The organism is Billgrantia tianxiuensis, from assembly GCF_009834345.1.
GTDB classification, from domain to species: Bacteria; Pseudomonadota; Gammaproteobacteria; order Pseudomonadales; family Halomonadaceae; genus Halomonas; species Halomonas tianxiuensis.
Map to the genome: position 1 here is coordinate 4,018,557 of NZ_CP035042.1, position 12,701 is coordinate 4,031,257.

Here is a 12,701-nt window from a genome sequence, read left to right on the forward strand (position 1 = left end):
GTTCATTTTCCCTCCAGCAGGCTGATCAGCTCCGGCACCGGCCGCTCGGCATGACCGGCATCGCTGGCTTGCCGGTAGAGTGTGAGCACCGCTTCCGCCACGCCATGCTCGGCGGCGAGATCCTCGGTCATGGTGCGGTAGTAGCCGATGTCCTTGAGCGCATTGGCCACGCTGAAGCGAAACCCCGAGGGATCGTCGGCTTCGATGTAGGGGCGCAGCCGCTCGAGCACCACCCCACCACCGCCGCCCTTGCCCAGTACGTCGAGCAGGGCTGCATCGTCGATGCCGGCTCGGCGCGAGGCCGCCGCGGCCTCAGCCAATACCGCGGTGAAGCCCAGCGAGACAAAGTTGTGCAACAGCTTCAGGGTATGGCCCGCTCCTACCGGCCCGGCGTGGGCGATGTTCTCGGCGAAGCATTCGAGTAGCGGGCGCACTTCGGCGAACAGCGCCTCGGACGCGCCGACGATCAAGTTCAGCCGCCCCTCCTCGGCTTCCTTGGGCGTGCGGGTCATGGCAGCGTCCATGAAACGCCCGCCCGCCGCTTCCACTCGGGCGGCAACCCGTTCGGTGGAGCTCGGCAGCGCCGTGGAGCAGTCGATCACTACCGTTCCGGGCGCAAGCCCTTCGAGCACGCCGCCCGGCTCGAACAGCACCGCCTCCACCTGGGGCGAGCCGGTCACGCACAGGATCACCACCTCGGCGGCCTCGGCCACCTCGCGTCCGCTGCTCTTGGCCCCCGCACCGGCGTCGAGCAGGTCCTCCACCGGCTGGTTGCCCGGGTGATCCAGGAAGCACAGTGCATGCCTTCCGCGCAGAATATTGGCGGCGATGCCATGCCCCATCAGGCCGACCCCGATCAGGCCTACCTTGCGTGATTGCTTCATGCCACTTCTCCTCTTCACCGATGTCTCGTTGCTGACCGCTTTCGGATCATCCGTGCTTCAGTGCCACGGTCTTCAGTCGCGTATAGCTGCGCAACCCTTCGAAGCCCTTCTCGCGACCGTGTCCGGAGCGCCCCACGCCGCCGAACGGCAGCTCGATGCCGCCGCCCGCACCATAGTTGTTGATGAATACCTGGCCGCTGCGAATGCCTTTGGCCAGGCGCAGCTGACGGCCGCCGTCGCGGGTCCAGACACCGGCACACAGACCGAAGTCGGTGGCATTGGCCAGCCGCAGCGCCTCGGCTTCGTCTTGGAAGACCTGCACCGCCAGCACGGGGCCGAACAGCTCTTCGCGCAACACGGCATGGCCAGCGGGTATGTCGGTAAGCAACTGTGGCACGACGAAGTGACCGCCGCTCGGTGCTCCTGCGGCCAGTTGCCCCTTGGCTGCCACCCGCACACCATCGGCCTGGGCGGCTTCCAGGCTCGCCTCCAGCCGGGTCTTCTGGCGGGCGTTGATCAACGGCCCGCAGTCGGCATCCGCCTCGCCGGCAGCGCAGCGCAGCGTCGAGAAACGTTCGACCAGTGCTCCCAGCACTGCCTCGGCGCAGCTCGCCTCCACCAGCAGGCGGCTGCCGGCCGAGCAAGTCTGGCCGGCGTTCTGCACGATACCGCGCACTACCGCTTCCAGCGCGGCCTCGAGGTCGGCATCGGCAAAAACGATCTGCGGCGACTTGCCGCCCAGCTCCAGCGTCACCGGCACATGGTGCGCCGCCGCGGCCTGAGCCACGTGGGTACCCGTCTCGGGCGAGCCGGTGAACGAGAGGTGGTCGATGGCCGGATGCGATGCCAGGGCCGCCCCCGCTTCACGCCCCAGCCCCGGCACCACGTTCAGCACGCCGGGCGGCAGGCCGTTCTCCTGGGCCAGCTGGGCCAGCCGCAGCACGCTCAAACAGGCGTCTTCGGCGGGCTTGAGCACCACGGTGTTGCCGGTGGCAAGGGCCGCCGCTACACAGCGACCGAAGATCTGCGCCGGGTAGTTCCAGGGAATGATCTGGGCGCATACACCATAGGGTTCGCGCAGGGTCAGCACGGCGAACCCCTCGTCGAACGGGATCGTCTCGCCGTGCAGTTTGTCGGCTCCGCCGCCATAGAAGCGGAAATAGCGGGCACAGGCGGCGATATCGCCGCGTGCCTGGGTCATCGGCTTGCCGGTGTCGGCGCATTCCAGTACCGCCAGGTTGTCGCGGTCGGCGTCGATGGCGTCGGCGAAGGCCAGCAGCCACTCGCCACGATGCCGGGCCGTCCAGCGGGCCCAATCGCCTACGCTGCCGGCGAAAGCGCGTCTCGCGGCATCCACCGCGACCATGACCTCCTCGGTCTGGCAGCGGGCGATCTGCGCAATGGTCTGGCCACTGGAGGGCGTCTGCACCTCCAGCAGTGCCTGGGTCGGCACCCATTCGCCGCCGATCAGGGCGTCGCTCGGGGGGGGTACGGGCAGAGCTGTCATGTTTCCTCCTTGTCTCTTGTCGTTGTCGTTCCTCGAGCGAAGCCTCGTTTCTTCGCTAATAGACCAGCCAAACCAAGCCCATGGAGATCCACGGCAGGTAGGTGATCGCCACCAGGCAAGCCAGCACCACCAGCACGAAACGCGCCAGCCAGGGCAGCATCTGGTCGATGGATATTCTCGCCACCGCACAGGCGGCAAACAGATTGACGCCCAGCGGCGGGGTAATCATGCCGAGAGCCAGGTTGACCACCATGATCAGGCCAAAGTGCACCGGATGGACGCCGAACTGCATGGCGATCGGCGTGAGAATCGGCGCCAGCACCAGAATGGCGGCGGAGGTTTCTATGAACATGCCGACGAGCAGCAGCAGCACGTTGACCGCCAGCAGGAAGGTCATCGGGCTGTCGAACACCTGGGTAACCCAGCCGGCGATATGGCCCGGCAGGCCGGTGCGGCTGATCAGGAAGCTGAACAGCGAGGCGGCGGCAATAATCAGCATCACCGCAGCCGTCGAGATCACGCTCTGGCGCAGGATCGGCCACAGGTCGGCGGCCTTCAGCTCGCGGTAGTAGAACCCGCCGACCAGCAGGGCGTAGAACACCGCCACCGCCGACGCCTCGGTGGGGGTGAACACGCCACCGTAGATCCCGCCGATCACCACCACCGGCATCAGCAGTGCCGCCCAGGCGCGCTTGAAGGAGACCACGAAGCTGGTGCTGTCCTTGTGATCCTCTAGGCCGTAGCCGCGCACCTTGCAGAACAGGTAGAGAAACAGGATCAGCGCCATGCCGATCAGCAATCCCGGCCCCACGCCGGCCAGGAACAGCTGACCGATGGAGGTGTCGGTGCTGACGCCGAACAGGATCAACGGGATCGACGGCGGGATCAGCACGCCGAGTTCCGCCGAAGAGGCCTGGATCGAGGCCGCCAGCGGCTTGGGGTAGCCGTGGCGCACCATCGCCGGGATCAGGATGGCGCCGATGGCGAAGGTGGTCGCCACGCTGGAGCCGGACACGGCGGCAAACATCATGCAGGTCAGCACGCAAGTCATCGCCAGGCCGCCCTGCACGCCGCCGACAATCGACTTGGCCAGATCCACCAGCCGCTGGGAGATGCCGCCCGCCGCCATCAGGTTGCCGGCGAGAATGAAGAACGGGATCGCCATCAGCGGGAACTTGTCGATGCCGATGAACATCTGCTGCGGCACCAGCAGCAGCGGTAGCCGGGTGAAGAACTCGATGCCGATGATCGAAGCCAGCATGATCGATACGGCAATCGGCACACCGAAGGCGAACAGGATGATCAGCGACAGGCCGATGACCAGGTTCATGGGCGTGTCCCTCCACGACGGGGGGCATCGGTGCTTTCGGGCATCGTCTGCCTCGGGTCGTGCATTTCCACTTCCGGCGAGGCGTCGCCCAGGTCGGGGCCAAGCGCTTCACGCCCGCTGAGCTGCGCCAGGAGTCGCGCCAGCACCGCCACCATGGCGAAACCGGCGCCAACGGGGATCGCAGCATAGGCGTAGGCCATGGAGACGTTCATGCCTGACATGGTCTGGTTGCTGACCCGCTGGGTCATTAGGATGCCGAAGTGGATCAGTACCGCCAGCACCAGCAGGCAGCACAGCACGATGGCGACCTCCAGCACCGGCACCAGGCGCCCCGGCACCACCTTGTAGATCGCTTCCACGGCCATCATGTAGCCGCCGCGGAAGGTCGCGGCGGCCGCCATGAACACGCACCAGATCATTGCCGTGCGTGCCGCCACCTCCGACCAGGTGGAGGGCGCATTGAACACGAACCGGGTCAGTACCTGATAGAAGCTGAAGGAGACCGACACCACCAGCATGACCACCGCGACCGCCATGGCCAGGCGCGTCAACTGACGTTCGAAACGAAGAAACAGGTCCACCATGAGCGCAAGATTCCTGCTGGCATGTCCCCGGCATCACGCCGAGGACATGCATGGAGATTTAGCGTGAGGAGCCTCAACAGCTACTGGCCTTCTCCTGCACCCTCTCCAGCATCTCGCTGCCATGCTGGTTGGTGAAGATCTCGTAGGCCGGCTCCACGGCCTGCTGGAAGGGGCCGATGTCGATCTCCGTGTTGACCGTCATGCCGTTCTCGCGCAGCAGTGCCACGCCCTCCTCTTCCAGGCGCGACACTTCGGCGCGGGTCGCCTCGGCGGAGGCGCGGGCGGCTTCGCGGAACCACCCGCGCTCCTCGTCGCTGAGCCCGTCGAGCAGCAGCGGCGAACCCAGCACGGCGGCCGGCGAATAGACGTGGCCGGTCAGCGAGAGGTGATCCTGCACTTCCCAGAAGTTGGTGGCGACGATCACCGTGATGGGGTTTTCCTGGCCATCCACGGTACCTTGCTGCAGCGCCGTGAACAGCTCCGGGAAGGCCATCGGCGTGGGTCGCGCACCCAACTGGCGAAACGCTTCCTGGTGCACCTCGTTTTCCATGGTGCGTACCCGCAGCCCTTCGGCGTCGGCGGGGCTGGTCACTTCACGACGGCTGTTGGTGAGGTGGCGAAAGCCATTTTCCGACCAGGCCAGGCCGACCAGGTCGTGGTTGCTCATCTTCTCCAGCAGCTCGTCGCCGATCTCGCTGTCGAGCACGCAGCGCGCCTGGTCGTAGTTCTCGAACAGGAACGGCAGGTCGAGCACGTAGGTTTCCGGCACGAAGTTGCCGAGCGGGCCGGTAGAGGTGATGACGACATCGACGGTGCCGATCTGCAGGCCCTCGATCATCTCCCGCTCGCCGCCCAGCGCGCCGGAAGCATACTCATTGACCACGAAGGCCCCGTCGCTGAGTTCTTCCAGCGTCTCCTTGAAGGCCTGGGCGCCCACGGCATAGTGGGAGGTGGAGGAGAGCGTATGCCCCAGGCTGACCTCCTGGGCCGCCTGGGCGTTGACCGCCATCGCAGCGGCACTGATACCACCGATGGCAACCGTCAGGGCATGGCGTACGAACTGCATTTTCATTGTTGTATCCTCTTCGTCGTGAAACACCTTGGTTGTAATTGGCGACTTGTGTGCCGCTCTCTTCTAGCTAGCCGCGCTCGTCGAGGAACGCCTCGACGATCTCACGCAGGCTGCGATCGCCGCTGAAGCCCAGCTCCCGCGCACGGCGAGTCTCGAAGCGGGCCGGCCAGCTGGCGACGATCGCCTCGACCTGCGGGTCGCGTTCATGGCGCACTCGCGCCAAGGCCTCATCCCCTGCCACCTGGCGCAGGGTTTCCAGCATCTCGGCCACGCTGACGGTGATACCGGGCAACATGAAGGCGCGAAATGGTGCCAGCGTCTCGCCCGCCACCTCGGCAGCGTGCACCAGTGCCTCGATCACCTTGCCTGGCGACATCACGAACATGGTCAGCTCGGTGGGTACGGGGCACACGGCCTCCTCGCCGTTGAGCGGCTCACGCAGAATGCTGGAGGCGAAGCTCGAGGCAGCGGCGTTGGGCCGCCCGGGGCGCACGATGATGGTCGGCAGGCGCAGCACGCAGCCATCGACCAGGCCGCGTCGGCTGTAGTCGTTGATCAACAGCTCGCACATCGCCTTCTGGGTGCCGTAGGAGTTCTGTGGCTGCAGCGCGGTCATGTCGTCCAGCACCGCGGGCAGTTCGCCGCCATAGGCCGCCACCGAACTGGCCATCACCAAGCGGGTGGTGTTCAGCCCACGTTCACGGCAGCCCTCGAGCAGCAGCCGGGTGGCGTCGAAATTGACCCGCATGCCGAGTTCCAGGTCCGCCTCGGCGGCGGAGCTGACCACCGCCGCCAGGTGATAGATCACGCGTGGACGTGCATCGAGCACGATGTCGATCTCACCGGGCTCGGTGATGTCCATGGCCAGAGATTCGACATCGACCTCTCCAGGGTCGGCGGGCAGCGGAGCCTCGTCCTGGTCGATCAACGTCAGGCGGTGAATGGGTTGGCCCTGGAGTTCGCCGCGCGCCAGCAGGCGGGCGACGAGGCGTTGGCCGAGGAAGCCGGCGGCGCCGGTGATGACGATATGCATGGGTCTCGTGTCCGTTTTGTCGTTGTCGTTGTGTTGTCGAGCGAACCGGCCGATCAGCCCGCAAGCCCGTAGTCGCGTCCCCAGGACAGGCCCTCGCGTGTGCCCGCCGCAGGGCGGTACTCGCAGCCGACCCACCCTGCATAACCGAGCCGCTCGAGCTGGGCGAAGATAGCCGGATAATGCACCTCGCCGACATTCGGTTCGTGGCGCTCCGGCACGCCGGCGATCTGGACATGGGCAATGGCGGAGAACTGCCGCTCGAGGTGGCGGATCAGGTCGCCCTCCATGATCTGGCAGTGGTAGAAATCGAACTGCAGTCTGAGGTTGTCGGCGCCTACCTCCTCGAGCACCGCCATGGCCTGGTCCTGGCGCGAAAGAAAGTAGCCCGGCATGTCGCGGGTGTTGATCGGCTCGATCAGCACCTCGCGCCCCAGCCTGGCAGCCTCGGCGGCGGCAAAGCGCAGGTTCTCCACGTAGGTGGCACGGTGGGCGGCCAGGGTGTCGCTGTCGGCGCTTTCCGGCAGCCGCCCGGCCATGGCATGCAGGCGTGGACAGCCCAGCGCCTCGGCATAGCGCAGCGCCTCGATCACCCCATCGCGAAACTCCGCCTCGCGCCCGGGCAGGCTGGCCAGGCCGCGCTCACCGGCCTGCCAGTCACCCGGCGGCATGTTGAACAGCACCTGCTCGACGCCGCTCTCCCGTAGTGCGCTTGCCAGCGCCTCGGGGGCGTGAGCATAGGGGAACAGGTACTCCACGCCGCGAAAGCCCGCGTCGGCCGCCGCCTGGAAGCGGTCGAGGAAGTCGTGCTCGGTGAACAGCATGCTGAGATTGGCGGCCAGTCGTATCATCGCTCGTGTCTCGTGTCCTTGGGTCGTGTAGCGGCGTCAGTCACGGGGAAAACGGGCCTCGAGTTCAGCGACCTGCTCGGGCGTCAGCCCGCGCGGATTGTGGCCGCGCAGCAGCAGGTAGAGCTTGGCGGTCTCCTCCAGCTCCTCGGTGGCGTAGACCGCCGCCTCCAGGTTCTTGCCCGCCACCACCGGACCGTGGTTGGCCAGCAGTACCGCGCTGTGCTTGCCGGCCAGGCCGCGCACGGCATCGCCCAATGCCGGATCGCCAGGTATGTGGTAGGGCACCAGGGGCAGGCGCCCCACCCGCATCACATAGTAGGCGGTCAGTGGCGGAATGCAGTCGCAGGGGTCGATATCGGGCAGGCAGGACACCGCCACCGAGTGCGTCGAATGCAGATGCACGATGGCGCCGGACTGCGGCCGCTCGTCGTACATGGCACGGTGCAGGAAGCTCTCCTTGGTCGGCGCGTCGCCGTCGAGCAGGCGCCCGTCACGGTCGAGGCGCGAGATACGCGCCGGGTCGAGCCGCCCCAGGCAGGCATTGGTCGGCGTCATCAGCCAGCCGCCATCGTCCAGGCGCACGCTGATATTGCCGCTCGAGCCCATGGTCAGGCCGCGGTCGAACAGCGACTTGCCAAGCGTGGCGATCTGCTCGCGCAGGCGATTCGCGTCGTGGACGCTCATGGCAGCACCTCGAAAGCACGCAGGAAGAAGTCCTCACCGCCGAAGTTGCCCGACTTCAGCGCCAGCGACAGTGGCGCCTCGTGTTCGGCAAGCGTGGTCTGGGTCCAGGGCACGCCGGGGTCGATCTGCTCGCCGATACGCAGGGCACGCACGCCCAGCGCCGAGACCACGGCACCGGAACTCTCGCCGCCGGCCACCACCAACCGCCCCACCCCCTCATCGACCAGCGCCACCGCCAGCTCCCCCAAGGCCTGCTCGACCAGCTCGCCGGCACGCTCGCGGCCCAGCGCCTGCTGCGCCCGACTCACGCGCTCGGCCTCGGCCGAGGCATAGACCAACACCGGACGCCCACCGGCCAGGTGGCGGCGGGCGAACGCCAGCGCCTGGCGCAGGTGCTCGGGCCCCTGGGCCAGCATCAGCGGGTCGAGGGGAAAGCCGGGAAAGCGCGTGAGAAAGGCATCGACCTGGGCCAGGGTGGCGCGCGAGCAGCTACCCGAAAGCACCAGGGCGCTACCCGAAGCCGGCGCCAGGGCTCCTGCCGCCGAGACCTCCCCCAACCAGCCACGATGACGATACTGGGCCGGCAATGCCTGGCCCAGCCCCGAGCCACCGGAAACTAGCGGCAGGTCGACCGTCGCTTCCGCCAGCACCGCCAGATCGTTGCGATCCAGGGTGTCGCAGATCACCTGACGCACCCCCTGCCCGGTCAATTCCTCGAGCTGCCTGCTGACGGCAGGGGCGCCCTGGGCCAATGTCGACCACGGCAGCAAGCCCACGGGATACCGGCTCTGGCGCGACAGTACCCGCACCAGATCGGCATCGCGCATGGGCGTGAGCGGATGGTGCTGCATGCCGCTCTCGCTGAGCAGACGGTCGCCGACGAACAGATGGCCCTGATAGACGGTGCGGCCGTTGGCCGGGAAGGCCGGCACCATCACGGTGAACGGCGCCTCGAGACGCTCCAGCAAGGCCTCGCTGACAGGGCCGATATTGCCCTCATCGGTGGAGTCGAAAGTAGAGCAATACTTGAAATAGAGCTGGCGAGCCCCCTCGGCGCGCAGCCATTCCAGCGCCCGTAGCGAATCGCGAACGGCCTCTGCCGGCGGGCACGAGCGCGATTTCAGCGCAATCACCACCGCGTCGATCTCGTCCGTTCCTTCGACCAACTCACCCAGCCCCTGCCCGGGTACGCCGATCAGCTGCACGCAGCGCATGCCGCCGCGCACCAGGTTGTTGGCCAGGTCGGTGGCTCCGGTGAAGTCGTCGGCAATGGCGCCCAGCACGACCGCCATGTTCACTGCCCCCGTCGTTGGCCGCCTCGGGCAAGGCGATACCGGAAAGGCGCTGATAGACCTTGATCACCGCCGAGTCGTCCTCGCGACCGAAGCCGGCGCCCCTGGCGGCGGTGAACTGCTGCAGGGCGCTGGCAGCGATGGGCGTGGTCATGGCCAGCTCGCGGCCGGTCTCGTGCACGATATTGAGATCCTTGACGAAGATGTCCACCGCCGAGAGCGGGGTGTAGTCGCCTTCGAGGATGTGCGGCACGCGATTCTCGAACATCCAGGAATTGCCGGCGGATTGGGTGATCACCTCATACACGCGGCGCGGCTCCAGGCCCATGCGAATACCCAGCGCCACCGCTTCGGCAGCGGCGGCGATATGCACCCCGGCGAGCAGCTGATTGACCAGCTTCATGCTCGAGCCGATACCGGGCGAATCGCCCAGCCGATGGACGGTCGCGGCCATGGCGTCGAGCACCGGGCCGGCCTTGGCGAAGGCCTCCTCGCTACCCGATGCCATGACCGAGAGCTGGCCCGCCCGGGCCTTGACCGCACCGCCGCTGATCGGGGCATCGAGCATCAGCAGATCGCGCTCGGCCAAGCGTGCCCCCAACCGCTCGGCCAGGCTCGGCGCCACGGTAGCGCACTGAATCACCAGCCCACCCGGCGCCAGGGCGTAAGCGAGTCCCTGCTCGCCGAACAGCACCTGCTCGACCTGAGCGGCATTGACCACCACGACCAGCACCACGTCGCACTGCTCGGCCAGCTCGGCGGGGTTGGCCGCGCAGCGCCCGCCGACACCCTCGAAGGCACGACGTGCCGCTGCGGACACGTCGCAGCCCACGACCGTCAGGCCGCGCTCGTGCAATGCAGTCGCCGACCCCAGGCCCATCGCACCGAGGCCGATGACACCTACTCGCGGCTTGGTCGTGCTGTCGCTCACCTGCTGCCTCCCGCCGCCGTGCGGCCTCGCGTTACCCATCGATGACGTTAAGCCAGTGACAATCACCTGTTAGCGCTATCATGTTAGCGCTAACATGGTTGTAGATGATTTAATGGAGCCCAGCAAGAAGGCGCCAGGAGGATGCGACCAATGTCTAATGAAACCCACTCGCCACGCCGACGCCGCGGCTCGGAGCAGCCGACGCTCAAAGAAGTGGCAGAGGCCGCCGGCGTCTCGGCGATCACCGCCTCCCGTGCGCTGAATCACCCGGACCAGGTCAACGAGCACACCCGCGCGCGGGTACTCGAGGCCGTGGAACAACTGGGCTACGTGCCCAACCTGGTGGCCGGCAGCCTGGCGTCGGCACGCTCGCGCTTCATTGCCGTCATCGTGCCTTCGCTGGCCAATACCGTATTCATCGAGGTGATCCAGGGGCTGCAGGAAACCTTCGAGGCCCAGGGCTACCAGATCCTGCTGGGCAATACCGACTACGACACCGAGCGCGAATACCAGCTGGTCCGCACCTTCCTCGGCTGGTCCTGCTCGGCACTGGTGACCGCCGGCCTGCGCCACAGCCAGGCCTGCCGTACCCTGCTCGCCAATTGGGACAAGCCGATCATGGAGGTCATGGAGCTGGGAGAGGCACTGGATCTCAACGTGGGGCTGGACCATACCGAAGCTGGGCGCTGCATGGCTCGCCACCTGTTGGAACGGGGCCATCGCCAAGTGCTCTTCGTCGGCGCCCGCCTGGCAAGCGACTATCGCGCAGGAATGCGCTACGACGGCCATCGCGAGGTGCTGGAACAAGCCGGTCTCGCGGCACCGCTGATCGAACTCGACCATGGCGGACTGGATGCCGGCGCCGCGGGGTTGGCGCATGCACTGGAGAAACATGGCGATGTCAGCGCCATTCACTTCGCCAACGACGACCTGGCCACCGGCGCCCTGCTGCACGCCCAGCGGCTCGGCATTCGCGTACCCCACGAGCTGGCCATTGCCGGGTTCAATGGGCTTCCCATCGGCCAGCACGTCACCCCGCGCCTGACCACCATACGCTCACCGCGCCAGCACATGGGGCAGCTCGCCGCATCCGAAGTGATACGCCGCCTGGAAGGCAAGCGGATCCAGCGCCTGCAGCACGATGTCGGCTTCGAACTGCTGATCGGCGAGAGTACGTAGTCGTCTTGAACCTTACGCAAGCAAGTTGGCCGCAGGCCTCCACCACGCGCTTCCAAGGCCCTGCCCCATGTTGATAAACATATATCGATAAGTATATGTTGATAAATAAAGGCGCCTCGGAGGCTGTGCCGCCCGAGGCCTTGCTGACCGCAACAGGCGGTATTCGATGAACATTGCGATCCCCACTCGCCGCGCATGGCTGGCGCTACTCATCGCCATGGGGCTGGCCGGGAGCCAGGCATGGGGCGACACCCCGATCGAGGTGGTGCCTGTCGCCGATGATGGCGTGCAGCGGGTCACCCTGGTCGGCGGTAGCTACTACTTCGAGCCCGAGCATATCGTGGTGAGGGCTGGCGTGCCGGTGGAACTGCAGGCGCGCCGGCGGTCCGGCCTCGCTCCTCACAACCTCGTGATCCGCTCTGCCCCGATGGGGATCGATATCGAGGCCTCGCTTGCGACCGAGCCGACTACGATCCGCTTTACCCCCGAGGTACCGGGACGCGTCGAGTTCTATTGTGATGAGCGTCTGCTGTTTCTCCCCAGCCACCGTGACCGCGGCATGGTCGGTGTACTGGAGGTAGTCGAGTGAACCACGCGGTTTTCCCGATTTGGCCGTAGCGAACGGCCCCGCCTATGCTGAAGCCACGCTCCTGCGCAGGCCGCCCGCATGTCCCGCAAGGTCCTCCTCGTCCTCGCCGCCCTGGTAACGCTCACCCTGCTGGGGTTCCTGTGGCAGTGGCTGGCCGCGCGCGACATGTTCGACGCCAACACGCTCTTCACCATGCTGCAAGGCTCGTTGGCCTGGCGCGACCGGCCCTGGGCCGGCGCCGTGGTGGTTGTCGTCTTCGTCGTCGCCTCACTGGTACTGTTTCCGCTGAGCGTGCTGGTGGTGCTGGCAGGGCTGATCTTCGGTTCCGTATGGGGCTTCGTCTACTCGCTCATCGGTACACTTCTCGGTGCCGTCGCCACCTTCTGGGTGGGGCGCTGGCTAGGACGTGACGCCTTGCTGCGCTATGGCGGTACACGACTGGTCAGCCTCTCGCGCTACCTGGCAGGGCGCGGCGTACGCACCATGACCGTGCTCAATCTACTGCCCCTGGCCCCCTATACGCTGACCAACCTGCTCGCCGGCGCGTTTCACATCCGCTTTCGCGACTACATGCTGGGAACCTTCATCGGCGCCACACCGGGTCTGGCTGGTATCATTCTGCTGAGCAGCCAGCTCGGCACGCTACTGACCGCCGAGGATCGCCGTGAGCTGGCCTGGGCGGCGGGAGGCATCGTCGCGGGCCTCGCCCTGCTCTACGCCCTCAAACGCTACGCCGATACCCGCCAACGGCGGCGACGCCGCCACTGA

13 protein-coding genes are annotated in these 12,701 nt (G+C 66.6%); 3 read left to right on the top strand and 10 right to left on the bottom strand.

Annotation, left to right across the window (positions count from 1 at the left end; all coding sequences use genetic code 11):
* Positions 1–2 precede the first annotated feature (2 nt).
* From EKK97_RS18695 to ltnD, 10 genes are all read right to left on the bottom strand, one after another.
* Positions 3–884 (bottom strand): NAD(P)-dependent oxidoreductase, encoded by an 882-nt coding sequence (locus EKK97_RS18695; RefSeq protein WP_159554208.1) that lies wholly within the window; start codon positions 882–884, stop codon positions 3–5.
* A gap of 46 nt (positions 885–930) precedes the next feature.
* Positions 931–2,391: an aldehyde dehydrogenase family protein gene (locus EKK97_RS18700; RefSeq protein ID WP_159554210.1), complete on the bottom strand. Its 1,461-nt coding sequence runs from the start codon at positions 2,389–2,391 to the stop codon at positions 931–933.
* A 55-nt stretch (positions 2,392–2,446) separates the two neighbouring features.
* The gene (locus tag EKK97_RS18705) at positions 2,447–3,721 is read right to left on the bottom strand and encodes a TRAP transporter large permease (RefSeq protein ID WP_159554212.1); all 1,275 of its coding nucleotides are present in this window, start codon (positions 3,719–3,721) and stop codon (positions 2,447–2,449) included.
* A complete protein-coding gene (locus tag EKK97_RS18710; protein WP_159554214.1) occupies positions 3,718–4,305 on the bottom strand; it encodes a TRAP transporter small permease in 588 nt (195 codons plus the stop codon). The genes EKK97_RS18705 and EKK97_RS18710 overlap by 4 nt, the downstream gene beginning before the upstream one ends.
* 73 nt (positions 4,306–4,378) lie before the next feature.
* Positions 4,379–5,377, bottom strand: a complete 999-nt coding sequence (locus tag EKK97_RS18715) for a TRAP transporter substrate-binding protein (protein ID WP_159554216.1) — start codon at positions 5,375–5,377, stop codon at positions 4,379–4,381.
* Positions 5,378–5,444: 67 nt separating this feature from the next.
* Complete coding sequence (denD, locus tag EKK97_RS18720; RefSeq protein ID WP_159554218.1) at positions 5,445–6,410, bottom strand: D-erythronate dehydrogenase; 966 nt, start codon at positions 6,408–6,410, stop codon at positions 5,445–5,447.
* A 53-nt stretch (positions 6,411–6,463) separates the two neighbouring features.
* Positions 6,464–7,258 carry a 2-oxo-tetronate isomerase gene (otnI, locus tag EKK97_RS18725; RefSeq protein ID WP_159554220.1) on the bottom strand — a complete coding sequence of 265 codons (795 nt, stop codon included), beginning with the start codon at positions 7,256–7,258 and terminating at the stop codon, positions 6,464–6,466.
* Positions 7,259–7,294: 36 nt separating this feature from the next.
* Complete coding sequence (otnC, locus tag EKK97_RS18730; protein ID WP_159554222.1) at positions 7,295–7,942, bottom strand: 3-oxo-tetronate 4-phosphate decarboxylase; 648 nt, start codon at positions 7,940–7,942, stop codon at positions 7,295–7,297.
* Entirely contained in the window at positions 7,939–9,225 is a 1,287-nt protein-coding gene (gene otnK / locus EKK97_RS18735; RefSeq protein ID WP_236551468.1) for a 3-oxo-tetronate kinase, read from the bottom strand. Before otnK ends, otnC begins: the two co-directional genes overlap by 4 nt.
* Complete coding sequence (gene ltnD / locus EKK97_RS18740) at positions 9,110–10,165, bottom strand: L-threonate dehydrogenase (RefSeq protein ID WP_277987320.1); 1,056 nt, start codon at positions 10,163–10,165, stop codon at positions 9,110–9,112. Before ltnD ends, otnK begins: the two co-directional genes overlap by 116 nt.
* Positions 10,166–10,315: 150 nt before the next feature.
* Between ltnD and EKK97_RS18745 the strand changes: the two genes are divergently transcribed.
* The 3 genes from EKK97_RS18745 to EKK97_RS18755 all read left to right on the top strand — a co-directional run bounded on the left by EKK97_RS18745 (position 10,316) and on the right by EKK97_RS18755 (position 12,701).
* Entirely contained in the window at positions 10,316–11,344 is a 1,029-nt protein-coding gene (locus EKK97_RS18745) for a LacI family DNA-binding transcriptional regulator (RefSeq protein WP_159554226.1), read from the top strand.
* A 166-nt stretch (positions 11,345–11,510) separates the two neighbouring features.
* The gene (locus EKK97_RS18750) at positions 11,511–11,933 is read left to right on the top strand and encodes a cupredoxin domain-containing protein (protein ID WP_159554228.1); all 423 of its coding nucleotides are present in this window, start codon (positions 11,511–11,513) and stop codon (positions 11,931–11,933) included.
* Positions 11,934–12,011: 78 nt separating this feature from the next.
* On the top strand, positions 12,012–12,701 hold the full coding sequence (locus EKK97_RS18755) for a TVP38/TMEM64 family protein (RefSeq protein WP_159554230.1): 690 nt from the start codon (positions 12,012–12,014) through the stop codon (positions 12,699–12,701).

Bases quoted from the DNA above. Each gene is read 5' to 3' on its own strand.
- EKK97_RS18695 (WP_159554208.1), bottom strand. From the start codon at position 884: ATGAAGCAATCACGCAAGGTAGGCCTGATCGGGGTCGGCCTGATGGGG.
- EKK97_RS18700 (WP_159554210.1), bottom strand. From the start codon at position 2,391: ATGACAGCTCTGCCCGTACCCCCCCCGAGCGACGCCCTGATCGGCGGC.
- EKK97_RS18705 (WP_159554212.1), bottom strand. From the start codon at position 3,721: ATGAACCTGGTCATCGGCCTGTCGCTGATCATCCTGTTCGCCTTCGGT.
- EKK97_RS18710 (WP_159554214.1), bottom strand. From the start codon at position 4,305: ATGGTGGACCTGTTTCTTCGTTTCGAACGTCAGTTGACGCGCCTGGCC.
- EKK97_RS18715 (WP_159554216.1), bottom strand. From the start codon at position 5,377: ATGAAAATGCAGTTCGTACGCCATGCCCTGACGGTTGCCATCGGTGGT.
- denD (WP_159554218.1), bottom strand. From the start codon at position 6,410: ATGCATATCGTCATCACCGGCGCCGCCGGCTTCCTCGGCCAACGCCTC.
- otnI (WP_159554220.1), bottom strand. From the start codon at position 7,258: ATGATACGACTGGCCGCCAATCTCAGCATGCTGTTCACCGAGCACGAC.
- otnC (WP_159554222.1), bottom strand. From the start codon at position 7,942: ATGAGCGTCCACGACGCGAATCGCCTGCGCGAGCAGATCGCCACGCTT.
- EKK97_RS18745 (WP_159554226.1), top strand. From the start codon at position 10,316: ATGTCTAATGAAACCCACTCGCCACGCCGACGCCGCGGCTCGGAGCAG.
- EKK97_RS18750 (WP_159554228.1), top strand. From the start codon at position 11,511: ATGAACATTGCGATCCCCACTCGCCGCGCATGGCTGGCGCTACTCATC.
- EKK97_RS18755 (WP_159554230.1), top strand. From the start codon at position 12,012: ATGTCCCGCAAGGTCCTCCTCGTCCTCGCCGCCCTGGTAACGCTCACC.